This is a genomic window from Pseudomonas sp. QD4, assembly GCF_049199125.1.
Classification (GTDB): Bacteria; Pseudomonadota; Gammaproteobacteria; order Pseudomonadales; family Pseudomonadaceae; genus Aquipseudomonas.
The window spans coordinates 785,790-808,402 of record NZ_JBLZOM010000001.1 but is presented as its reverse complement, the minus strand read 5'-3'; the positions used below and the strand labels follow the sequence as shown (position 1 = coordinate 808,402).

21 protein-coding genes and 2 pseudogenes are annotated in these 22,613 nt (G+C 59.6%); 14 read left to right on the top strand and 9 right to left on the bottom strand.

Annotated elements, in window-relative coordinates; genetic code table 11:
* Positions 1–107 precede the first annotated feature (107 nt).
* The 4 genes from ACOZJV_RS03625 to ACOZJV_RS03610 all read left to right on the top strand — a co-directional run bounded on the left by ACOZJV_RS03625 (position 108) and on the right by ACOZJV_RS03610 (position 4,287).
* The gene (locus ACOZJV_RS03625) at positions 108–2,423 is read left to right on the top strand and encodes an acyl-CoA dehydrogenase (protein WP_421546862.1); all 2,316 of its coding nucleotides are present in this window, start codon (positions 108–110) and stop codon (positions 2,421–2,423) included.
* Positions 2,424–2,538: 115 nt separating this feature from the next.
* Positions 2,539–2,979, top strand: a complete 441-nt coding sequence (locus ACOZJV_RS03620) for a MaoC family dehydratase N-terminal domain-containing protein (RefSeq protein WP_078473461.1) — start codon at positions 2,539–2,541, stop codon at positions 2,977–2,979.
* Between the two features lie 10 nt (positions 2,980–2,989).
* On the top strand, positions 2,990–3,397 hold the full coding sequence (locus tag ACOZJV_RS03615; protein WP_421546861.1) for a MaoC family dehydratase: 408 nt from the start codon (positions 2,990–2,992) through the stop codon (positions 3,395–3,397).
* Positions 3,398–3,486: 89 nt separating this feature from the next.
* Complete coding sequence (locus ACOZJV_RS03610; protein WP_421546860.1) at positions 3,487–4,287, top strand: IclR family transcriptional regulator; 801 nt, start codon at positions 3,487–3,489, stop codon at positions 4,285–4,287.
* Positions 4,288–4,423: 136 nt separating this feature from the next.
* Here ACOZJV_RS03610 and ACOZJV_RS03605 read toward each other — a convergent pair whose 3' ends face one another.
* The gene (locus tag ACOZJV_RS03605) at positions 4,424–5,407 is read right to left on the bottom strand and encodes an aldo/keto reductase (protein ID WP_421546859.1); all 984 of its coding nucleotides are present in this window, start codon (positions 5,405–5,407) and stop codon (positions 4,424–4,426) included.
* 105 nt (positions 5,408–5,512) lie between these two features.
* On the opposite strand from ACOZJV_RS03605, the gene ACOZJV_RS03600 reads away from it, so the two are divergent.
* On the top strand, positions 5,513–6,415 hold the full coding sequence (locus ACOZJV_RS03600; RefSeq protein ID WP_078473457.1) for a LysR family transcriptional regulator: 903 nt from the start codon (positions 5,513–5,515) through the stop codon (positions 6,413–6,415).
* A 24-nt stretch (positions 6,416–6,439) separates the two neighbouring features.
* Here the strand turns inward: ACOZJV_RS03600 and ACOZJV_RS03595 are convergent, their stop codons facing one another.
* From ACOZJV_RS03595 to ACOZJV_RS03585, 3 genes are all read right to left on the bottom strand, one after another.
* Positions 6,440–7,261 (bottom strand): SDR family oxidoreductase, encoded by an 822-nt coding sequence (locus ACOZJV_RS03595; protein WP_421546858.1) that lies wholly within the window; start codon positions 7,259–7,261, stop codon positions 6,440–6,442.
* Between the two features lie 469 nt (positions 7,262–7,730).
* On the bottom strand, positions 7,731–8,477 hold the full coding sequence (locus ACOZJV_RS03590) for an SDR family oxidoreductase (RefSeq protein ID WP_421546857.1): 747 nt from the start codon (positions 8,475–8,477) through the stop codon (positions 7,731–7,733).
* Positions 8,474–9,358 carry an NAD(P)-binding domain-containing protein gene (locus tag ACOZJV_RS03585; RefSeq protein WP_421546856.1) on the bottom strand — a complete coding sequence of 295 codons (885 nt, stop codon included), beginning with the start codon at positions 9,356–9,358 and terminating at the stop codon, positions 8,474–8,476. Before ACOZJV_RS03585 ends, ACOZJV_RS03590 begins: the two co-directional genes overlap by 4 nt.
* A 187-nt stretch (positions 9,359–9,545) precedes the next feature.
* Here ACOZJV_RS03585 and ACOZJV_RS03580 point away from each other — a divergent pair, with 187 nt between their 5' ends.
* Positions 9,546–10,202 carry a TetR/AcrR family transcriptional regulator gene (locus tag ACOZJV_RS03580; protein ID WP_421546855.1) on the top strand — a complete coding sequence of 219 codons (657 nt, stop codon included), beginning with the start codon at positions 9,546–9,548 and terminating at the stop codon, positions 10,200–10,202.
* Positions 10,203–10,439: 237 nt separating this feature from the next.
* Here the strand turns inward: ACOZJV_RS03580 and ACOZJV_RS03575 are convergent, their stop codons facing one another.
* Genes ACOZJV_RS03575 through ACOZJV_RS03565 form a run of 3 tightly spaced genes read right to left on the bottom strand, consistent with a single transcriptional unit; the run spans position 10,440 to position 12,151 of the window.
* Positions 10,440–10,844, bottom strand: a complete 405-nt coding sequence (locus tag ACOZJV_RS03575; protein WP_421547576.1) for a cytosine permease — start codon at positions 10,842–10,844, stop codon at positions 10,440–10,442.
* Positions 10,845–11,933: a hypothetical protein gene (locus tag ACOZJV_RS03570; RefSeq protein WP_421546854.1), complete on the bottom strand. Its 1,089-nt coding sequence runs from the start codon at positions 11,931–11,933 to the stop codon at positions 10,845–10,847.
* On the bottom strand, positions 11,930–12,151 hold the full coding sequence (locus ACOZJV_RS03565; RefSeq protein WP_421546853.1) for a hypothetical protein: 222 nt from the start codon (positions 12,149–12,151) through the stop codon (positions 11,930–11,932). Before ACOZJV_RS03565 ends, ACOZJV_RS03570 begins: the two co-directional genes overlap by 4 nt.
* Before the next feature lie 244 nt (positions 12,152–12,395).
* Here ACOZJV_RS03565 and ACOZJV_RS03560 point away from each other — a divergent pair, with 244 nt between their 5' ends.
* The gene (locus tag ACOZJV_RS03560) at positions 12,396–13,160 is read left to right on the top strand and encodes an SDR family NAD(P)-dependent oxidoreductase (RefSeq protein ID WP_421546852.1); all 765 of its coding nucleotides are present in this window, start codon (positions 12,396–12,398) and stop codon (positions 13,158–13,160) included.
* A gap of 328 nt (positions 13,161–13,488) precedes the next feature.
* Positions 13,489–14,424 carry a helix-turn-helix domain-containing protein gene (locus tag ACOZJV_RS03555; RefSeq protein WP_421546851.1) on the top strand — a complete coding sequence of 312 codons (936 nt, stop codon included), beginning with the start codon at positions 13,489–13,491 and terminating at the stop codon, positions 14,422–14,424.
* 61 nt (positions 14,425–14,485) lie between these two features.
* Here the strand turns inward: ACOZJV_RS03555 and ACOZJV_RS03550 are convergent, their stop codons facing one another.
* A complete protein-coding gene (locus ACOZJV_RS03550; protein WP_421546850.1) occupies positions 14,486–15,391 on the bottom strand; it encodes an NAD(P)-binding domain-containing protein in 906 nt (301 codons plus the stop codon).
* Between the two features lie 185 nt (positions 15,392–15,576).
* On the opposite strand from ACOZJV_RS03550, the gene ACOZJV_RS03545 reads away from it, so the two are divergent.
* The 5 genes and pseudogenes from ACOZJV_RS03545 to ACOZJV_RS03525 form a co-directional block, all read left to right on the top strand.
* Complete coding sequence (locus ACOZJV_RS03545; protein ID WP_421546849.1) at positions 15,577–16,023, top strand: cupin domain-containing protein; 447 nt, start codon at positions 15,577–15,579, stop codon at positions 16,021–16,023.
* A 38-nt stretch (positions 16,024–16,061) separates the two neighbouring features.
* On the top strand, positions 16,062–16,742 hold the full coding sequence (locus ACOZJV_RS03540) for a type 1 glutamine amidotransferase domain-containing protein (protein ID WP_421546848.1): 681 nt from the start codon (positions 16,062–16,064) through the stop codon (positions 16,740–16,742).
* Positions 16,743–16,762: 20 nt separating this feature from the next.
* The gene (locus tag ACOZJV_RS03535; protein ID WP_421546847.1) at positions 16,763–17,557 is read left to right on the top strand and encodes an acetoacetate decarboxylase family protein; all 795 of its coding nucleotides are present in this window, start codon (positions 16,763–16,765) and stop codon (positions 17,555–17,557) included.
* Between the two features lie 438 nt (positions 17,558–17,995).
* A pseudogene (locus ACOZJV_RS03530) lies at positions 17,996–19,078 on the top strand (HAMP domain-containing protein); the annotation flags it as partial.
* A gap of 345 nt (positions 19,079–19,423) precedes the next feature.
* A pseudogene (locus ACOZJV_RS03525) lies at positions 19,424–19,939 on the top strand (methyl-accepting chemotaxis protein); the annotation flags it as partial.
* Between the two features lie 263 nt (positions 19,940–20,202).
* Here the strand turns inward: ACOZJV_RS03525 and ACOZJV_RS03520 are convergent.
* Complete coding sequence (locus tag ACOZJV_RS03520) at positions 20,203–21,117, bottom strand: LysR family transcriptional regulator (protein ID WP_242487507.1); 915 nt, start codon at positions 21,115–21,117, stop codon at positions 20,203–20,205.
* Positions 21,118–21,384: 267 nt separating this feature from the next.
* On the opposite strand from ACOZJV_RS03520, the gene ACOZJV_RS03515 reads away from it, so the two are divergent.
* Positions 21,385–22,407, top strand: a complete 1,023-nt coding sequence (locus ACOZJV_RS03515; RefSeq protein WP_078473448.1) for a zinc-dependent alcohol dehydrogenase family protein — start codon at positions 21,385–21,387, stop codon at positions 22,405–22,407.
* Positions 22,408–22,613: the final 206 nt, after the last annotated feature.

Genomic DNA, 22,613 nt, shown 5'->3' with positions numbered 1-22,613 from the left:
CGCAAGGCCGGCTTTCTGGGCCGATGGTGCTCAGCGCAACTGTCGATAAAGGCGTCTAAAAAAGCGAGGTAACCATGACACACCCTATGCACAACCCTCAGGCAGAAATGACAGAAGTACTGGTCGCGATCGAGGATTCGGCAGAAAAATTTCTCAAGGACCGCGGAGGCCTGAATGTGCCCCGGCAGCACCGCATATTCGAGCCCCAGGAGCTGCCAAAACAGGAGTTTGGCCGTGACGACTGGCAGCAGATCGTCGCCCTGGGCTGGCCGGCCATGCTGGTGCCCGAGGCACTCGGCGGGCTGGGGCTGGGCCTTGATGCCGCGTCGGCGGTGGCGCGTAAAGTCGGGCGCTGGCTGGCGCCCGAACCGTTCACGGCAGTTGCTGGCGTGGTGGTGACGCTGCTGGCCGGTGCGTCATCCGCCGCTGCTCGTGAACTGCTGGAGTGGGTGTTAAGCGGCGAGCGTATCGTCGGCGTCGCTCTGGATCTGGATGAGCGGCTGAGTGCGTCGTCCATGGCCTGTCGAATCGAAGTTGGGGTGGAGGGTGAGCGTCGTCTGTATGGCATGGCGCCGTATGTGGTGCCTGTCGACCCGGCGGATGGCTGGCTGATCGTTGCTCTGGATGAGCAAGAGGGGCCGATATTGCTGTACGTGGCAGCCGACAATGCAGGCCTTCGGGTCGAGCCGCAGATCGAGGCCGACGGGCGCTGTCGGGCCCGCTTGTGCTTCGACGGTGTTTGCCTGTCGCGGCCGGCGATTGTTGCCCAGGGGCCGGAGGTCGCCGAGCTGCTGGGCCGAGCCGCCTCCATCGGTCGCCTGTTGTACGGCGCCGAGTTGCTGGGCGCTGCCGAGCAGATGCATGAACTGACCCGGGACTACATCTCGCAACGTCACCAGTTTGGCAAACCGATCGGCAGTTTCCAGGTATTGCAGCACCGCTGTGTCGATGTGCTGATTCAGATCGAGCTGGCCCGTGCCAGCCTGCGCCAGGCTGTCGCTAGTGCCACGGATCAGGCGCTGAATATCGCCTCGCTGCAAGCCAATTTGTGCGCCGGCCACGCGGCCATGGAGGCCGGTCAGGCGGCAGTCCACCTCCATGGCGCCATGGGCGTGACCGATGAGTGCGACGTAGGGCTTTATTTCAAGCGTGTGTTGGCGCTACTGCCACGTTTCGGGTCGGAGCAGACCCTGAAGCTGCGCTGGCTCGAGCTGACGCGAAATGACAACCCCCGGGACCAGGTGGTTTGCGACTGGAGCGGTGAGTTTCCGAGGCGTGGCGATTGGGATTGTTGGTCAGACGGCGAATTTCGCCGCATGTTGCGCGCTTTTCTCATCAGGCACTATCCAACGCCCCTGCGGCATATGCCGCGCCGGGTGCATTGGCACGAAATCGGCGATTGGTACCGCTGCCTGTCCCAGCAGGGCTGGATCGCCCCTGCCTGGCCTGAAGCTCATGGCGGCATGGGGTTGCCTGCCGCCAAGCTGATCGCCTGGCACGAGGAGTTCGAAGCCTACGGCGTAGCAAGATCCCCGGATCAGGGGATTTTGATGGTGGGGCCGGTTCTGATGCGGTTCGGAACCGCCGAGCAGCAACAGCGTTTTCTACCGAAAATCTTGAGCGGAGAGAACATCTGGTGCCAGGGTTATTCCGAACCCAATGCCGGCTCGGACCTTGCCAACCTGCGTGCTGAGGCGCTGCTTGAGGGCGAGCACTTCATTGTTTCGGGCCAGAAAACCTGGACCACCCTGGCCCAGGATGCCACCCACATTTTCCTGTTGGTGCGCACCGACAAGGCGGCCAAACCGCAGGCGGGTATCAGCTTCCTGCTCTGTGACCTGAACTCGCCGGGTATCAGCGTGCGTCCGATACGTGATCTCGCCGGGCACTGTGAGTTCTGTGAGGTGTTCTTCGACAACGTGCGTGTGCCCCATGAAAACCTGGTAGGGCAGGTGAACCAAGGCTGGACCATTGCCAAGGCTTTGCTCGGGTTCGAGCGCTTGCACTTGGGGAGCCCCAAGCAGTCGCAGCATGCGTTGGGGCATTTGAAGGCGCTGGGGCAGCAGCTTGATTTGATGGGCGACTCTGCCTTCCGTACCCGTTATGCCGAGTTGGCCCTGGATGTGGCGAACCTCACCGCGCTTTACACCCAGTACGCCGACTATGTGAAGCGCGGGGAGCCTTTGCCGCCCTCGGTGTCGATACTCAAGATCTGGGCGACTGAGACTTACCAGCGCATCGGCCTGGTCATCGTGCGCAGTGCCGGGTCCCTGGGCGCCTTGGCCGGGGCGACGGCGACGGGGGACGGGCAGCAACACCTGCTGGCCGCGCTCTACAACGGCAGTGCCGCGAAGATCTACGGCGGCTCCAACGAAGTGCAGCGCAACATTCTGGCGCGCACGGTTCTGGAGCTACCGAGTTGAGGGGCGAGTGGCGATCAACCGATTGCTGCTCAATGGCAGGCGGCAGGAACATCAAGCGCGGGTGGCGATGTAGCCACCCGGTTTTAAGGTCAGCGATGGCCGAGGAGTACCGTAAATGATCGACAAAAGTCATATCGGCGCCTTGGTTTCCAGCCACACGCAAGTGGTCGAAGCCGGTCGCCTGCGTTTTTTTGCCAAGGCAACCCAGCAGCAGGATGCGTGTTACAGCGACGAAGCGGCAGCGCTCGACGCGGGTTATCCGCTATTGCCGGTGCCACCGACCTTCCTCTTCTGCCTGGATATGGAAGCTGGGGGCTCAGCCGCCACCCTCAAGCACCTGGGTCTGGATAACGGGCGAATACTGCACGGCGAACAGGGTTTTACCTATCACCGCATGGTCTTTGCCGGCGAATGCCTGAGTTTCGAGACCAGGATCGTCGACATCTATGACAAGAAAGAGGGCGCGCTGGAGTTTGTGGTTCGCGAGACCCGTGTCACCGATGCCGCTGGGCATTTGGTCGCGCTAATGCGCAATAGCCTGGTCATATGCCATTGAGGAGCCGTAGGTGAAACTTTCCGAAATCGAAATCGGCCACTGTTTACCGTCGCTGACTGCCGAACCCATCAGCCGATTGACACTGGCGTTGTATTGCGGCGCCTCTGGCGATCACAACCCGATCCATGTGGATATCGACTACGCCAAGCAGGTCGGGAGGTCCGATGTGTTCGCCCACGGAATGCTGTCCATGGCCTATCTGGGCCATGTGCTGACACGCTGGGTGCCCCAGGAGCGTTTGCGTCAGTTCTCGGTGCGGTTCGTGGCGGTGACCCAGGTCGGCGATGCTCTGAGCAGTTCCGGCAAAGTAGTGGAGATAGACATGGCTGCCGGCACCGCACGCCTGGAGATCACCAGCCGAAACCAGGCAGGTGAAATTAAGCTGTCAGGTGAAGCCGTGGTGGCCCTTGATGCGTGAAAGCGCTAGGCGCGCTTGCGCCCGTTGACTGAGGTTCAGTAACCCTTAGAATTCATTCGCCATAAAGAATATTAATTCGAATAGTGAATATGACTTCAGAAAAAGAAAGCAACACCGCGACGGCGAGCGCCCCCGGTCCTAAAGAAGTCGGCGCGGTGGTCAACGCCATTCAAATCCTCCGTCATCTCGCCCAATGCACCGAGCCCAAAGGCGTTGCGGCTATTGCCCGGGCAACGGGTATCAGCCCCAGCAGTGCTTTCAACATCCTGCGCACCCTGACCAATGAACAGTGGGTGTCCTTCAGCGATAGCGGCAAGACCTACAGTCTGGGGTTGGGGCTTTCCGAACTGGCAGTCAGTTTTATCGGTCGCAGCTACGCTGACCTTATCCAGCCAGAGCTTGAACGCCTGAGCCTGAACCACCGCATCATGGTCTTGCTGTGGGAGGTCACCGGCGATAACTACATGCACGCCATCGCCCGTGCCATCCCGGCCGTGGCGCATATCGACGTTAATCTCAAAACCCGTATGCCAGAGCTGTTGGGTGCCAGCGGGCGGTGTATTGCGGGCCTGCGCAATCTGCCCGAAGACGAACTACGCCGCCGTTTCGCCCGCCTGCATTGGGAAAGCCCGCCGAGCTTCGAGAGCTATCTGGACGAAGCTCGTCAAACCTTGCACACCGGTTGGGCCATTGATGATGGCAACTTGTATCGCGGCGTCAGCGTGGTATCCAGTGCCGTGACTGACCACCACAACCAACCGCGTTTCGTGGTTTCCGGTATTGGCATCAGCGCCCAGTACGATCGAATCCAACTGGAGGCTCTGGGCGAGGCGCTAAGCAGCACGTCAGGGTTTATCAGCCGGGCGTTGTTTCCTGGGGAAAAGCGGTAACCGCTCACTGCAGCTTGAGAGGCCTTCGCTTGCGAGCCCCAATGCGGGGAGAGAGAGGCTCTCGGAATCTGCAAGGATGAAACAACACTGCCAGGGCCCTTACACGGGCGCCGGCAGTGGGCGAGGGGGTTGGCCGTCAGCGATTAACGTTTTTCTGCAGATGAGCCGGATAACGATCACCCACCACCTTGATCTGCTCCAGCGCCGTGGCGATGACAGCCAGATCGGGCGGGGTCAGGAGGAGGTCGGCAGCGCCGGTGTTCTCTTCCAGCCGATGCAACCGGGTGGTGCCTGGAATGGGGACGATCCAGGGCTTCTGTGCCAACAGCCAGGCCAGGGCCACCTGCGCCCGGGTTGCACCTTTACCCTCGGCGATCTGGCCGAGCACCTCGACCAATTGCGCATTGGCCTTGCGGTTCTCTTCGGTGAAGCGCGGCACCACATTGCGGAAGTCGCCCTCCGCGAACCGGGTGTTCGCGTCGATGGCGCCGGTGAGGAAGCCTTTGCCCAGGGGGCTGAATGGAACGAAGCCGATTCCGAGCTCTTCCAGTACCGGCAGGATCTGCTGTTCCGGCTCGCGCCACCACAGCGAGTACTCGCTTTGCAGGGCGGCGACTGGCAGCACGGCGTGGGCGCGGCGGATTGCGTCGGGCCCGGCCTCCGACATTCCGAAGTGCAGGACTTTGCCTGCTTCGACCAATTGCTTCACGACGCCTGCAACTTCCTCAATCGGTACCTGTGGATCGATGCGGTGCTGGTAGAGCAGTTCGATACGGTCGGTTTTGAGGCGCTTCAACGACGCCTCGACCACGGCCTTGATGGTTTCAGGGCTGCTGTCCAGACCATCATCCGGCCGGCCGTTTTTGAAGCCGAACTTGGTCGCAATGACCACCTGATCCCGGATCGGGGCCAAGGCTTCGCCCAGCAGTGCTTCGTTGGTGTAGGGCCCATAGGCCTCTGCGCTGTCAAAGAAGTCGACACCTTTGTCGAAGGCGTCGCGGATCAGGGTAATGGCGGCCTTTTGCTCCAGGGCAGGGCCATAAGCGAAGCTCAGGCCCATGCAGCCCAAGCCGATGGAGGACACTTCCAGGCCGCTTTTGCCGAGCTGACGTTTCTGCATGTTTCTTCTCCTTCGCAAGGATTGGGGGACCGGTACACTTTAGATTCCTGTGCCTTGCTCAACAATTGGCACCACGCTTCATAGATAGTTGAGGAGTATTCACTAATGATCCGGGCCGGCCTTCCCGAGTTGACCGCTTTTGTCGCCATCGCTGAACAACGCAGCTTCAGCGGCGCGGCCAGGATGCTGGGGGTTTCGGCCTCGGCGCTGAGCCATTCGATGCGTGGCCTGGAATCACGCCTTGAACTGCGCCTGTTCAATCGGACAACCCGCTCGGTTGCCTTGACGGAGGCGGGTGAGCAACTCTTCCTGCGGGTGCAGCCGCTGCTGGGTGAGCTCGAATGCGCCGTCAACGACGTCACCTCGGAGCGCAATACGCCCTCGGGCCTGATTCGCCTGAGCGCATCCGAATCGTCATTCAAGCTGTTGATCCGCCATGTCATGCCCCGGTTTCTCCAGGACAACCCGCAGATCCATATCGAGTGTGTGGCGGATAGCCGCTTGGTCGATATCGTCGCCGATGGGTTCGATGCCGGCATTCGGTTGTTCGACGATGTCCCGCGGGACATGATCGCGGTGCGTTTCGGCCCGGACGTGCGATTTGCCGCAGTGGCGTCGCCCGAGTACCTGAGTCGGCACCCGGCGCCCATGGCACCCCATGACCTCAAGGCGCATCGATGCATCCGTTTTCGCTTTGCCAGCGGCACGCTATTTCGCTGGGACCTCGATCACCTGGGCCGATCATCCAGCCTCGATGTCGACGGCCCCATGACCATGGACAACATCAACCTGATGACGGACGCGGCGTTGGCGGGTATCGGCATCGCCTGGGTGCCTGAACATCAGGTCGAGGAGCATCTGCAGGCCGGGCGCCTGGTCCATCTGCTGCCTGACTGGGGCCCTTCCTATGCCGGTGCCTGCCTCTACTACCCGGCCAACCGACATCCACCGATGGCCTTGCGGATGTTCGCGGAAGCGGTGCGCGAGTGGGCGCGCCAGCCAGGCTAGAACCGCGGCGGCCGGCCTGTGACGCTACTGGTCAGCGCCGTACCAGTATTGAGCGGTCACACCGCCATCCATCAGGAAGTCGCTGCCGGTAATGAATGTCCCTTCGGGGCCCATCAGCAGCGCCGCGACCGCCGCGACTTCATCGGGCGTACCGCCACGCTTGGCCGCGCAGGATTCGATCATGCGCCGATACCCATCCCCACGCGGGCCCTTGAGTTCATCCCGGGCCAGGGGCGTGAAGATAATGCCCGGGCTGATGGTGTTGACACGTGCACCACGCTTGCCCCAGCGAACGGCTTGCGCCGCCACGCGCAGCGAGTTGCCACGCTTGGAGATCTGGTAGGCGTTCAGGGGATCGGTTACCCGCTCGGGTTGCAGCATCGGCAGCGCAAGAAGTGCTTCAGTCGGGGTCAACGCCAGGGCTCGGTTCTGCTCGACGCTGAGCGCCGGCAAGCGGTGGCCTGACTGCGAGGCGATAACGATGGCCGATCCCCCTTTGGCGATGACCTCGCCAAACAGCTCCAGCGCCAGGGCGGTGCCATATAAATCGACCTGGAGGATGGTGGCAGGCGCGGCCTGAGACGGGGAAACGCCTGCGGCGTGGATGACGCCGGTGATGTCGCCAATACACGTCGCCTGGGCGACGAGTGCCTGGACCGACTCGCGGGATGAGACATCAACCTTGGCTGTCGTAACCTGGAAACCTGCGTCGCTCATGACCTTTGCGGCAGCATCTGCAGTTGCTTGCTGCAAGTCTGCCAGCAACACATGTTTGCCAGCGCTGACGCGCCGAGCGATGGCTTGGCCGATCGAGCCGGCTCCGATAACTACAGTGACCTCGGTCATCTTTATGTTCCTGGGCGGGTGTGAGGTCACTTTAGGGGTGTACAGCGCTTGATTATTAGCCTTCCAGCAGTGCGTGGCCTTGTGAGCTCAATTCAGCAGTTACCCCGGTCAGGCCCGGGCATTCATAGAGGCTAAGGCCTGGGTGACAGCCTGGACGTGCTTGCGCAGCACGCACCCAAGGCTCGGCTTGTAGAAGGCGTTGTGATGGAAGGGGAGCAGGAAAGAAAAACAATGGAGAAGGTACAGGTGTGGCTGGGCGCACATGCATCCCTAAGCCAGGCTGTCAGAAGTTGAATCGCCGTGATTTAACGCCCTCGCACGCTTCCAGAAAGTATCAGTCACAGACTTCAGGGGGGGGCGCCGCAGACCTCTGATCAGGGCTCTGATTCAGCACTGAAATCTCCGGTTGTGCCCCAACCTATGCCGCCCCGACCGCAGCAGGCGAATAGGCATGCTCCGCGCCGGCTCGCTACTGCGCGATAAAGCCTCCGTCGATCACAAATTCAGCACCTGTTGCGAAGCGAGACTCATCCGAGGCGAGAAACAGCGCCATGTTGGCGATGTCGACCGCTTCGCCCAAAAAACCGATGGGGTGCAACTTTGCCAACCGCTCCAGCTCGACCGGATCGTTCCCGATCATTGGTGTAACGATGTACCCAGGGTGGATGCTGTTGACTCGGATCCTGTAGCCGCTTCGGCCCGCATGCAGTGCCGCTGATTTGGTGAGGTTGCGAATGGCACCCTTGCCGGCGCAGTAGGCGGCATATTCGGGATGGCCGACCATGCCTTCGATCGAAGACAGATTGATGATCGAGCCACCACGCTTTCTCAGGTGCTTAAACCCATGTTTTATGCCGAAGAAGGTGCCATGCAGATTCACCGACAATTCTTTGTTCCACTCTTCAAAACGCATGGTTTCGACGTTGCCAGCCAGCGCAATGCCCGCGCAGTTCATCACCACATCGACAACTCCGAAGTGCGCCACGGCCGCTTCGAATGCGCTGATCCATTGCTCTTCATCCCGCACATCCAGCGGGATAAATAGCGTTTCGCCACCTGTTGCATGTATGGCTTCAATAACGGTGCCAGCCCTCACGCCATCTACATCGCACAAGGCAACCCTGGCGCCTTCTTCTGCAAAACGGATGGCGCTGGCTGCGCCGATGCCCGATGCAGCGCCGGAAATCAGTGCCACTTTACCCTTAAGCCGGTTCATTGTTTTTGACCCGGGACTTGAAGGTGGCTGGCGTAGGTGGCGGCTATCCCGAGATGGCCGCGCCCTTCAGCCACGGCCATTTCCATGCAATGGAGGTTGGCGGTGAAGAGGCTGGCGCGCTGCCCGCTATCGAGCATGGTCTGGCGCCAGGATTTCACTGCCGCCACATAAATGGAGAGGGTCGCCTGGTCCGTTCGATAGTCATCAGACTTGTGGTGATTGATGACCGCAGTGAGTTCGGTTTTCAGCAGGTCGAGGAAGTAAACGAGACAGTTTTCGAGTGGTTCGATGCCGACCCCAGCTTTCCTGGCGAAGTCCACGGCCTCCAGAAAGGCACCGATACCGGTGTTGTAAAACGCACCCGCCATGGCGGCATCCAACACATTGGCCGCGCTGATCAACTCGCCGATCCAGCGCGAAGCAGCGCCTGGCAATCGCAGCAGCGCTGCGTGCCGCAACCAGATGTCCTCAGGGCCCGAGTAGTGGATCAACGTGCTTTCCTGGCCAATGTCGTCAGGGTAGGCCTCTATTGCAGCCTCCAGGTAACGGCCCCCGTGGGAACTGATGTAAGCCGCTAGTTCGGTGGCGTCTTTGGCCGAGCCGGTCATAAAATTGATAAAGTCGCGCCCTGAGATCAAAGGTTCATGACCGGCCATGACACTTCTGAAAACGCTGTAATCCAGCAACACGACCAGTACCAGGGCGTTTGCCTCAAGCGCCGATGGGAGGTTGAGCGCTGCCCGCGCGCCGCTTTTGACCAGCGGCGCGGATCGCTCAGGGGAACGGTTCCACACCGTCACTTCCACGCCGCGATTCAGATAACGGTTCGTTAAAGCAGAGCCCATCAGGCCTGTACCGAGCAGCGTGAGTTGTTGAACCATGATATTCCCCTGAGGTAATCGCATTGATTGTGGTTTGCAGCGAAATGTACGCTTGAAGGCGAGTACGGCTTATCCGGAATCGGCAACTCGACAGGTGCTGCTCACCCGCGCCTGCAATGAGTGCGTCGTCCAGGCGTAAGATGCCGACGTATCCAGTGACGTAACGCGACAAAGGAGCCGCCAGCGCGTGCTATCGGAAGAGGGTCAAATCAAAGTTGGGGAGGTCAGCCCCTACAGCCGTGCCGGCAGGCGGCTGAAGAAGATCGAAGACATTAACGATGCCGCCGCGAGGGTGTTCGTCCAGGACGGTTATGCCCAGTTCTCCGCGCGCAAGGTCGCCAAGGAATTGGGGATCAGCTTGAACAACCTTCAACACTACTGTGGCAACACTGAGAATCTTTGCCGGCAAATGATCGCGGCAAAGCTGGGCCAGTATGTCGAATCAGTGAATCAATTGGTCGAACATGCCCGCGCCGAGACTCCCATTGAAAGGTTGGCTGTGGCCATCCGCGAAAACTCCGCAGCGACGCTGGATACCGCCACGGGCAAGTTCTTTTTCCAGATGGGCGCGCTGGCCAGTCACGACCCGTCCATCAAGGCGTTGATGGTTGAGCAGTACGATCAATTTCTGATGGGCTTCTGCCGCTTGATTTCCGAGATCAGCCCGCAATTGCCTGATGATCAGGTTCGAACTTACGCCGCGTTGATCGCGACGCAGATCGATGGGATCTTCTTTTATCAGGACCAGCTAAGCCCGGTATCCGGTGTTCGCGAGCAAATGGTCGAAACGGCGATCGCGTTATGGACGAGTATTCTGATGCCCGCGACGACCGCCGAGTCTTAAGTCCCCGCCAGCGCTATATTGCTCCGCTCTTCGGTGGCGCTTGCGACAAATCGCGGGTTTTCTCGACCCCGACACTCATCTGCTGCCATGGGTGGCCGACCTTGGCCTACGCAGCGCCTTCTTTGCGCATGGGGGCTATGTACAGGGCAAAAAAAGGGCGCCTGTTAAGACGCCCCGAGAGGGAGGCTGATGCTGGGTCAGCGGGAGCTGGGCATCGGCAGGATTGCAGCAGGTCGGTTAGAGGCTGACCTTCATGGCGCCGGGCCCGGGGATGGGGTCAAGTGTGGGCCGGCTGCTGATCGCCGTTCCTTTGGTGTAATGACCTTTGCCCAATGGCGCCACGACGAGCCTTACCGCCAGGTAATACGCGGCGCCCGAGAGGGCGATGACCGGAATGGCCGCGCCGAGGTAACGGAACCACCCACTCATCGCCACCGTCACCGGATCGTACATCGCCAGGTAGCCCACCACCGCCACAATGCTGATGCCGACGGCGAGCCAATTGACGCCGCCCCAATAGGCGTAGTGACTGTTGCGCGAGGCGAACAGGCTGGGCGCATCGAGCTGTTCGCGTCTGAGGATGAAATAGTCCACCAGTGTGATGCCCGAGATGCCGACGAACATCACGCCGTTGTACGACAGTCAGCTCATCACCTTGGACAGCAACCATTCGGTCTCGAAGGCAAAGTACACCCCGGGCAGCAGGAGCAGCGCGAGCAGCAGCTCCCATTTCAATCGCGCGAAGAATTTCACCTGCTGAATGGAAACCCCGGCCAGGTACATCATCACCACCATGGTCGCAATGTTGGCCGTCAGGACGATGCTCATCACGATAGATCCGAACACCGGGCCGCCCACGGCAATCATCCAGATGGTGGGGTCGTAGGTCCCGGCGCTGATCGCGGCGAGGGCCGCGACGGTTGAGACAACGGCAGCGCCGAGGATGCCCACGCCAATGATCGAGGGGCCCATGACATGGTGTTTGCTTTTGACCAGGCGGGTCAGGCCACCCATGATCGGCCACCACGTCATTGAGTTGGAGACGCCAAATTCGACCGCGAGGGCCAAGCCCTGTACCGGGTCATGGGAGAGCATCTGATCCTGTGGCACCTGGTTGTGCCATAGATTGTCGAGCCCGAACTTGTGCACCAGGATGCCGAACATCACCAATGTGATAAGCATGTGCAACGGGCCGATATAGCCATTGAGGCGCTCAAAGAATTTCGGCCCCTTGCAGGCGATGAACCACACAACCAACAACGCCAGCAACGCCACACCTATGACCAGGTGTTCATGTGAGTCGCCGGTGACCTGGGTGCCTGTAACGGTCGCCGCGACATTTGCCGCCCCTCTGGCAGTCAGCGCCTCGACCACATAAGACCAGCCGATCAATGTCGCCATCAGACCGAACAGCGGCACCACGATGCCGCGATAACCGAAAGATGCCTTGGCGGTATCGATCGGGTCGGTGCCGTACTTGTAGCTGGGTACTCCGGACGCGAGCGACACCAGCGCCATGCCGATAATCAGGCCAATCACGTAGCCCATGACACCGAGCCGCCAGTCCCCGACATAGGGCAGGTAGCTGCCAATCAGGAACGCCCAGGTGGCTGCACTGAATGCGCAGCAGGTCCACAGGAACGAGCCATAGGATTTGTATACGCGGTTGCCCGATAGAACCGGCAGCCGGCCCGCGAGGGCTTCTTGTTCGACGCTACTTGATGTGCTCATGCCGTCGCTCCTACAGCCAGCAAGGTGCCGATCCACAGAGCAGCCCCCAGGAGAATCCAGAAAGAAGCCTCTCGAACGAGCGGGGCAGCACTGCTCCAGCATTCGGAGTTCGTGTGTTCAGGCTGATTCATGGCCTCCAGTTGTTTCAACAGATCCGTGTTCAAGCTTTCGCTTGTAGTCATCATTCCTGTGCCGTGTCCAACGTCAGCTTTGCTCATGTCGTTGCTCTCCGGACGTGTGCTTGCGAGGGCGTCCGCTTTGGCTGTTTTAGAGAATTATTATGGCTGCATTACTCAGTCTTGCCGGCCGCGGGTAACTGCGACCTGTATTGAGCCTACGCCGGGCGGTTGCGACCCCGTATCCGTTTTTGGCAAGCCGTCCGCTTGCCGATATTGGCTACAGCCAGTGAGTTGCTCGACGCTACGTTAGGCGCTCAGCCTCAAGGCAACGTGGAGCACACCTGTGAACAATGAAAAGCACCTTGTGGTTGTTTCCGGAGCGGGTTCCGGTATCGGCCAGGCAACCGCAATCCATTTCGCCGAGCACGGTTACAGCGTCATCGGCTGTGATCTATCGCTGGCCGGGCTGGAGGAGACCGCAAAAAAAGTCGAGGGGGGAGGGTTCCTTTCCCGGGTTGTCGATGTCTCTCAAGAGCACGAAGTGCATGCACTGTTTGAGTGGGTGAAATCCATCAGGTCGGCATTGCATGCTGTAGTGGCTTGTGCGGGCGTAGCTCGAACAGGCTTGGTTCACGAGCTGTCGGGCCAGGAGTGGGCATTCATGATGGGGGTGAACCTCACCGGGACCTGGTTGATGGCCAAGTATTCAATGCCGATTTTCATGGTGCAGCAGCGTGGGGCGTTTGTGGCAGTCGGTTCTGATGCATCGGTGCGTGGAGCATCGGGATACGCCGCGTATTGCGCGTCCAAACACGGTGTCCTCGGGCTGGTGCGGTGCCTGGCCCTTGATTACGGGCCTTGGGGCATCCGCAGTAATGCGGTATGCCCGGGCTTTGTTCAGACAAGAATGATGGAGAGCCTGTTTGCCGAAGCGGATGACCCGGACGCCGAGATGAAGGCCTATGCCAAGGAAGTACCACTGGCACGATTTGCCCGACCCGATGAAGTCGCGAAGGTAATCTTTCACCTGGCTTCGGACCAGGCGAGCTACACCAACGGGATCGCCTATTCATTAGATGGCGGGGCCACTGCCGGGCATTTCGGCTAGGCCCTGAGAGCCTGGGGGTGGGTAGTTTATTCTCGATTGATTCGATGTGGGCTGGGTAAAATCGCACCAGTATGGGTCGGATGACCCAGTTTGTAGCGGGCATATCGACCGTCGATACAATCAGCCAAGCCTCCGAGTGCCTCCAGCGGCTTTTTTTGTTCGGCCTGGAAAGTGCGCTCTAGACAGCTGCATGTGTTGTGGGTCGAACTCCGAGAGTTGGCGATACAGGAGCGGCGCAAAGCTTGCATTCAGTCCCGTGTCACCCGAGAGACTGCGAGATTGCATGATGGCTACACTTACCTCCCCACACGCTGCCCAGTTTCGATTCATGGAAAGCCACGACGCGTTCGAGCACGCGGGATGCCTGAGCGAATGGGATGACAACCGTTACCATCAGTTGGAGAAAAAGGCACATTTTCACGGTGCCATCGCCAGCCACTCCATTGCAGGGAAGATGCTGATTACACGCGAGACCATGGACAGCCCCTGCGTCGAGCAGATCTGTCATGTTCCGTTGGATTCAATCGTCATTGTCAACGTGCGCTCGGACGAAGATGTCTTGCTCAACGGCCGATATGTCAATGCGAACACTTTCCATATTTCGTCGGGACGCTCTTTCCATGCAGTCGCCAAAGCTCCCATCGAAGCGCTGATGTTGACGGTCAGCAAAGCGGCTTTTTTTGAGAGTTTCAACACTGAAACGTTCTTGAACAGCGAGTCCAAGCCTTTCGAACGATTCATTCAGCCCACCAGAGAGACCCAAGTCGATTTTGAGTCGAACCTCAAGTCTCACCTCGGTGGTGCCCAGGCCGGCATCGGGTTGACACCTTTCAGCACCAGCCTGGGAAAGGTGTTTGACTGCGTGCAGGAAATTCTTGATTACGAGCGGTCCAGCCATCTGGTGATTCCACCGTCGACCAGGGCGTACATCGTCGAAAGGAGCTGTGAGTTCTTCGCGCAACATATTCAGGATGAGGATATCGGTGTGCTGGATCTCTGCAGCCATCTACGGATCAGCCGCCGTACGCTGCAATACAGTTTCGAAGACATCCTGGGCATGACACCGCTGAACTACTTGAGGTCGGTGCGCTTGAACACGGCCCGCAAGCTGCTGATGTCCTCACCCAAGGACACGATCCAGGGCGCGGCCATGGATTCGGGCTTCAGCCATCTGGGGCGTTTCTCAAAGTACTACCAGGATTTTTTCGGCGAGCTGCCTTCCGAGACGGTCAGCCGTTTGGGCGCACATCAACGCCATCATTAAACCGGTGGACATGAAAAAGCCGGCTCTGTTGGAGCCGGCTTTTGTTTAGCTGCGCCGAGGCCTATGCGCCGGCTACCAGGTATTGGGAGTTGAAGCCCAAGGCGCCATGGCCTGCGTCCTGCGCTGTTTTCAGATCGTCGGCGAGCGCTGAAATATGGCTGGCGCGCAGACCGCTGGCCTTGAGTGCGTCGCGCCATTGCAAGACGGCGTCCAGGTACACGTCGACTGTTGCCTGGATGGTACTGAAATCGTTGGCCTCGATTTCCTTGATGCTTTTTTGCACTTTATAGCGCAGCAGGTCGAGCATCTTGTCCGCGAACTCCGCCAATTGGCCGGCACTCACGCCTTGGGTCTTGGCATAGGCCGCGGCTTCCAGGAATCCCGCCAGGCCTACTGCGTAAAAACTGCCGGTCATGGCAGCATCGACGATGGGCGGTACCGAGAGGTCTTCACCTGTGTAAATGGTGCCCTGAGGCGCCATCGGGGTGACGGTTTGCGCAATTTCGTCCCAGACTGACGGCGCGCAGGCGTATTGGATCGCCGTGTAAGGCCCGCCAATCAGGTCAGGGTAGGAGGAAATGGCGGCATTGATAAAGGCCCCGCCGCGACGCTCAACCACGGCGCGAAAGCGTGGTCCGTCTTCGGGCATGGAGGTGCTGAGATTGGCCACAAAGCGCCCCCTCAAGTCCAGCTTCTCGCTGTGGCTTTCAATCAGTGACGCACCGCCCGCCGCACTGCTGATAATCATGATGGTCAACTCACTTGCATGAACGGCGTCTACAAACGAGGGGGCGAGAGTGGCGCCCTTTACCACCAGGCGCTGGGCGGCCTGCGGGCGACCGTCCCACACCGTGACCTTACGGCCTGCCGCAAGCAGCGTGCTGGCCAATCCAGAGCCCATCAGGCCGGTGCCTATAACCGATATTGTTTTAGCCATCTTCTTATTCCTCGAAGGGGCGAGACGCACTCGCCGGGTTATCTACACCCCGAACGCTAAGGGCTGAACTCCCAAGTCGATAGCCATTTTCGGCAACTTCATTTTTGTTTGTTTCGGTACGTCGCCTGGCGCGTGCGTTGCCGATTCTGGATAGGGCCAACCGAGCTCCGCCTGTAGCGTGTGGCCACCGATAGCCACAAACCGTGAGGCCTGAAATGAACCTTATCCAGAAACCACAAGACGCTTATGTGCAGGTTGACCAATTCAAGTGGCAGGCGTTTCCCGAGCAATTTCATACCGGTGGTGTGAAGTGGAAACTGCTGCACGTGTCGCCTGAGTTAGGTATTTGGACCGTCATGTTTTACTGCCCCAACGGCTCGATTCTGTTGCCGCATATTCACCATGGGCCCGCGGAAGGCTACGTGTTCGAGGGCATTCTCGAGTTGCGGGGCGGGCCGGAGAAGGGGGGGGCGCTCTGTGTCCAGCATGGGTTCCTGTATGAGGCAACAGGCGCTGAACACGATGAAACCAAAATGCTCGCCGACACCACATTCATTCTGCAAATGGTCGGCCCCATCACCTGGAAAACAGCCGACGGCCAGGACGTCAACCAAACCTGGTCCAGCGCTCAGGCCCTCTGGGAACAGCAAACCGCTGCCTGATTCCCGGCCTTCAATGAATACGTTGTGGAGTGCGCTTGATGAGTATTTTGTTCGTTTTGACTTCGCATGATGCCTTTGGCGATACCGGCCGCGACACCGGTCTGTGGCTCGAAGAGTTTCTCGTGCCGTACTACACCTTAATAGACGCGGGTTACCCGGTACGACTCGCTTCGCCCAAAGGCGGCCGTGTGCCCATTGACCCGCTGTCGATTGACGCCTTCAAGGATCATCCACTTTATAAACGCTTTGGGGCAGATGCAGCCCTCAAGGAACGCCTGGTTTCGACCCTCGAACTGTCGGCTATCGTCGATTCGCAGGTCAGTGCCCTGATTTATCCCGGCGGGCACGGCCCGCTGTGGGACCTGCGTAACCAGCCCGATTCCATCGCGCTTATCGAGTCACTCCTTGCCCAAGGTAAGCCTGTTGCAACCATTTGCCATGCAGGTTGCGCGCTGCTGGATGCACGCAAGCGTGACGGTCGACCCTGGGTCGAAGGTGTGCAGGTCACGGCCTTCAGCGACAGTGAAGAGGCCGCAGTAGGCCTGGAAAAGGCTGTTCCCTACCTCGTCGAGGCCGAGTTGAAGGCGCTGGGCGCGGTGTATTCCAAGACCCTTGATTGGGAACGTCACGTGGTAGTCAGCGGCGCGTTGATCACCGGTCAAAATCCAGCGTCCTCACAAGGTGTAGCCGAAGCTGTTATCGAACAATTGAACGCTTGAATCCAGGGAGATCGACGGCCATGAGTTTTGTAAAAACCAAAGAAGAGCTTGAGGAAATTCAACGCATTCTGTCCGAGGGGCGCTGCACCATTGAGGCGTTGTCGATTGAGTTCGAAACAACGTTCGAATTCCTGCGCTCGGTGCTGCCGCCATGTTTTGAGCTGCCCGAAACACCTACCGCCATCGCCAGCGTCTCTCGTTGGCAGAGCGAGCTTTGTGGTGAGTTTGACTGCGGCATCATTTCTCTCAGGTGCCGATATCAAGAGCTTGAGGGCACAACCATGCTGGTGTTGATTGTCAGCGGCGACATGCCGGTCACGATCGGTCGGGAAATGTGGGGGGAGGCGAAGAAAACCGGTATTGCCCAGGTCTATCTCGACGGCCATGAGGCCTACGGCTTTTGTGAGCGTAACGGTGCACGCCTGATCGAGATCGAAGCCGAGTTTGGCGACAACATCGGGCCTTCAAGTTCTGAGGGCTACGACTTCGAAATCAAGGCGGTGCCTCACTCTTCGGGTTACGGCCTGCAGCACGACCCGATTTTGAACTGCATGAAGAACCAGGAAAACCTGCGGGTAAAACGTATCGGCGCTGGAACCCTGAAGCTCGGTGGTACGGCCCTCGACCCCCTGCACACCATTCCCGTGGTGTCGGTTGGAGCGGCTTATTACACGGAAGGTGAGTCGAGCTGGACGGTCCCACGGCTGGATGTACTGCCGGATGCAGAGGCTTACCTGCCGTTTGTCTACGGGCAGAAATTCGATGACTTCCGACTGTTTCGCAAGCCTGCGCGCTTCCAAAAAGCGGTCGGGTAGGCGGACTGGGCCGGTTTTCACGGGAGCATGCAGGTGCTTGGTAGGTCATGAAATTGAGCGGTAGCGCTTTGGCGCCTGAGAAGGCGCCTTTTTTATGCGTATTTTTTGACCGGCCTGTTGAGGTTTTTTTAATAACTCTCTGGATCGCCCAAGAACACTTTTGACTGGGCTCTAGAACAACCCTGATACCTCTTTTTCTTAACCTCGGCTCAAGGAGTTTCTCGTAAAACCCAGTCAGTAAACAGGTTACGCATTGGCCAACATTGCTTTCTGCCTGGATGTTTGCCGCGCAAAAGCTTTCAGTATCGTTCTAAAGTGCGCACCGTCGCGGTCGATAATTCAGAGTACGCATGGGCTCTATCTCCTCATAACAACACATGCGACGTTCGGCTCTAGCGTTTCCCCTTGCCAAAACTATAAATACCCGCAGGTGAAGTCATGAATATCAAGCAGAAGCTGACCTGGGCGTTCGCGGCTATCGCGTGTGTCCCGGTCATCCTGGTCGCCATTTTGGTAGTGCTGAATCTGCGAGAAGGGGCCCTGGCCAATTTCCTCGACAGCAGCGGTCGCGAGATCCGCCAGATCGACAATGGCATGAAGCAGTTTTTTGACGGCATCAGCCAAAACGTCGACTACGTAGCCAAGGACCCGCGCGTTGTCGCGGCCAAAGATCTCAAGAGCTACGCTGGCGCCGAAGCAGCGCAAATTCCGCTCACTCAGACCAACAAAGAGCTGCTGGCGATATTCGACCAGTTCGCCAAAAGCCATCCGAGTACCGCTTACCTGTCCCTGGGGCTGAGCGATGGCGGCTACGCCAGCTGGCCGGACGACAGCAAACTGAACAACTACGACCCACGCGTACGTCCCTGGTACAAAGCGGCCATCGCCGCGCCAGGCGCCACCGTGCGCACCGGTGCCTACTATTGGGCGCCGGACGATGTGACGCTGATCGGCACCGTGCACACTGTCGCCGACGCCGCCGGGAATATCCTGGGAGTGGTTGGCCTGGACGTGTCGATCAAACAGCTCACCGAACTGGTGCGCAACATCAAGCTGGGCGACAGCGGCTACCTGATGCTGGTGGAAGCCAACGGCAACGTGCTGGTAGACCCCAGCGACGCCAAGCACAACTTCAAACCCCTGGCCGACCTGGGCCCCAACTACGCCGAGCTCGCCAAGCGAGGCGACGGCGTGACGCAGATCGAGATTGATGGCGTGCCCTACATGGCCAACGTGGTCAGCTCCAAAGACCTGGGCTGGCGCTTTATCGGCCTGATCAAGCGTGATGAAGTGCTGGCCGACGCCACCCGCCTGACCTGGTTGATCGCCGCCATTGCGGCGGCCTTGGCGTTGGTGTTCGCGATAGTTGGCGCCAGTTTTGCCAGCGTCATCGTGCGTCCGATTCGCGGCGTGGCCGACGGCCTGCAAGAAATCGCCGAAGGAGAAGGCGACCTGACGCGCCAACTCAAGGTGCAGGGCAAGGACGAAACCGCCAGCCTGGCGGGCTGGTTCAACCAGTTCCTGGGCATGATCGCGCAATTGGTGCAGCGCATCGGCAACGCCTCATCTGACCTGCAGACCGCCGCCGCCGACACCAGCGAAGTGGCCAACAACATGAACCAGGCCGCAGGTCGCCAGCGTGAAGCCGTGGAGCTGGTGAGCACCGCGTTCAATGAAATGGTCGCTACTGCCAACGAAGTCGCGCGTTCGTGCAGTGCCGCCGCGTCGAGTGCCGACGAAGGCTACCGCGACGTACATGACGGCCAGCAGCACATCGGCGAAGCCACCGGCAGCGTGCTCAAGCTCAGCGAAGACCTGCAAAAGTCGACCCAGACCATGCAGTTGCTGGAGCAGGACAGCCAGAACATCAACACCATTCTCGACACCATCCGCTCGATTGCCGAGCAGACCAACCTGCTGGCGCTCAACGCAGCAATTGAAGCAGCGCGCGCCGGAGACCAAGGCCGAGGCTTCGCCGTGGTCGCCGACGAAGTCCGCGCCCTGGCCCGTCGGACAGCCGACTCCACCGGCGAGATCGACAGCTTGCTGGGCAATCTCTCCCGCCGCACCCAGGAAGTCACGCAGCAGATGCAAGGCAGCCTGCAGGTGTCCCACACCAGCGTGGAACGTATCCAGCAGGCACGTGACAGCTTCGACAAGATCCGTGGCTCGGTGGACTCGATCCGCGACCAGAATACCCAGATCGCCACCGCCGCCGAGGAGCAGCACCAGGTGGCCGAAGAGATCAATCGGCACATCGCGCAGATCCATGCCGACGCCCAACTGGTCGAAGGCTTTGCCCAGTCCTCACAGACTGGCTCGGGTCGATTGATAGAAATTTCTGGTCAGCTCAAAGGCCTGGTGGGGCGTTTCAAATACTAGGATCCCAACCCGAATGAAAACGGTGAGCACTCACCGCTTTCACTCGGCCGATATACGCAGTTTTTATCGCTGAAAGCCTCAGGCCTCGGAGCCATCCTCATCATTAGCCCGCTTGGCCTTAGGCTGGGGGGGCATTCTTTGCAAACCATCCAACGCGTGTCCTCAGATTTGCCTCCGGGTGTGGCAATCCACTGGAAGTGGATGGAGCTTCATGGTTTGTGGAAAGGCAGAAATGATCAGCCGAACAGCCTGCCAGACTACGTCTAAAGACTCTCAGGGTCGCCGAAAAACATCTGAATCCGCGACCGCAACCAACGCTCTCCCGGGTCGTTGTCCTGGGAGCCGCGCCAGGCCATGTGCAGTTCGAAGTCGCGTACCGGCAGCGGTGGGTCTTCGGCGCGCACGCCGCCAGCGGCGGTCAGGGCTTCGGCGGTGTAATCCGGAACAGTGGCCAGGATATCGGTGCCCGCCAGCAGGGTGCTCAAGCCGTTGAACTGCGGTACGGCCAGCACCACATGGCGCTTGCGTCCGAGTTTTTCCAACTCTTCATCGATAAAACCGCTGAGATCGCCGGCGAACGAGACCAGGGCATGGGGGCGGGCGCAGAAGTCATCCAGGCTCAAGGCGCCGGGTACGGTGTCGGCGCGCAGCAATTTGGGCAGGCTGCGGCGCAATACCTTGCGCTTGGCGTTGGCCGGCAGGTCGGTGGTGTAGCTGACGCCAATCGAGATTTCGCCCGAGGCCAGCAACGCCGGCATCAGCAGGTAGTTGGCGCGGCGTACCACCAGCACGATTCCGGGAGCTTCGGCGCGCAGGCGCTTGAGCAGCATGGGCAGCAGCGCGAACTCGACATCGTCCGACAGACCGATGCGAAACACGGCGGTGCTGGTGGCCGGGTCGAATTCGGCGGCGCGGCTGACCGCGGTCGAAATCGAATCCAGGGCCGGCGAGAGCAGGGCGAAGATTTCCACCGCCCGCGCCGAAGGCTCCATGCTGCGGCCGGTGCGTACAAACAGGGGGTCGTCGAACAGACTGCGCAGGCGCGACAACGCCGCGCTGATGGCGGGCTGGCCGAGGAACAATTTCTCGGCGGCACGGGTCACACTGCGTTCATGCATCAATGTTTCGAACACGATCAACAGGTTCAGGTCGACACGACGCAGGTCATTACGATTCATCTGGAGTCCTGGCAGAGTCAGTAAACTTGACGAGAGCGGCCATATAAGAACAATGGCCGGCGTGAATCTTACGGGGAAAGGCTGCTACTCTGCACCGGCTAATTCAGTTTCCTGCCAGGCAAGTTCGCTCTGGCACGCGGTTTATAAGGGTTGCCGGAGCTGCGGAATCAATGACAGGCATGTCGACTATTAATAGCCACTGATGGTCTTGCTGTAAAAGCCCAGATAAAGTTCAGGGCATTAGAGGTTACTTTGACGAGGTTTGCGATGTCCCGCACGATCCGTTTTCACAAGTTTGGCTCGGCCGAGGTGCTCAAATGCGAAGAGCATGCGGCCGCTTTGCCTGCGCCAGGCGAAGTGCAGGTGCGCGTCGAGGCGATTGGCATCAGTTGGTATGACATTCTCTGGCGCCAGAACCTGGCCTCGTCCCATGCTCGCCTGCCTTCAGGCCTGGGGCATGAGATGGCCGGTGTGGTCACCGCAGTCGGTGATGGCGTCGACGACCTGGCAGTGGGTGACAAAGTCGCCAGTTTCCCTGCCGAAAGCCCCAATGATTACCCGGTATACGGCGAGCAGATCGTATTGCCGCGCTCGGCCCTGACCCGTTATCCGGACATTCTCAGCCCGATCGAGGCCAGCGTGCATTACACGCCGCTGCTGATTGCCTATTTCGCCTACGCCGATCTGGCCCGAGTCAAACCCGGGCAGTTCGCCTTGGTTACCGATGCCAGCCATTGCGCCGGCCCATCCTTTGTCCAGCTGGGCAAAGCCCTTGGGGTGCGGGTGATTGCCGCGACCAAGACCGCGGAAGAGCGCGAGTATCTGCTGTCCCTGGGCGCCGAGAAAGTGATCGTCACCGAGGAACAGGACCTGCTGATGCAGATCAACAAGTTCACTGACGGCCGTGGCGTGGACGTGGTGTTCGATGGCTTGGGTGGCCCGCAGATGTCACTGCTGGGCGATGTCCTGGCGCCGCGTGGCAGCCTGGTCCTGTATGGCCTGCAGGGCGGTAACCAGACGCCATTCCCGGCCTGCGCGGCGTTCCAGAAGAACATCCAGTTCTTTGTGCACTGCATCGGCAACTTCACCGGCAAGCCGGAGCTGGGTATCGTCCAGGACCAGGTGGCACTGCAGCGAGCCTTGCGTGACATCAACCAGTTGACCGCGGACCGAGTGCTGCTGCCGCTGAAGACTCGGGTGTTCCCGTTCAATGAGTTTGTCGAGGCGCACCGTTACATGGATGAGTGTCCATGCCGCGAGCGGGTTGCGTTGCAGGTCGAATCGGCCTGATCCCCACGCCAGGGTTCGCCACCACGAACCCTGGCGTTTTTTATCGCACCGGTGCCTCAAGCGCCGGTCTTTCATCTTCCCTCCCGATCACTCCAGCCCGTCCCGGGCGGCGCCTGCGTGTTCGTTGTGCAAATTCTGCAAGTTCCGCTCATGCCACGGGATAGATCCCGTCGCGCGATGGTCAAACTGCCAGTAGACTGCGTTCC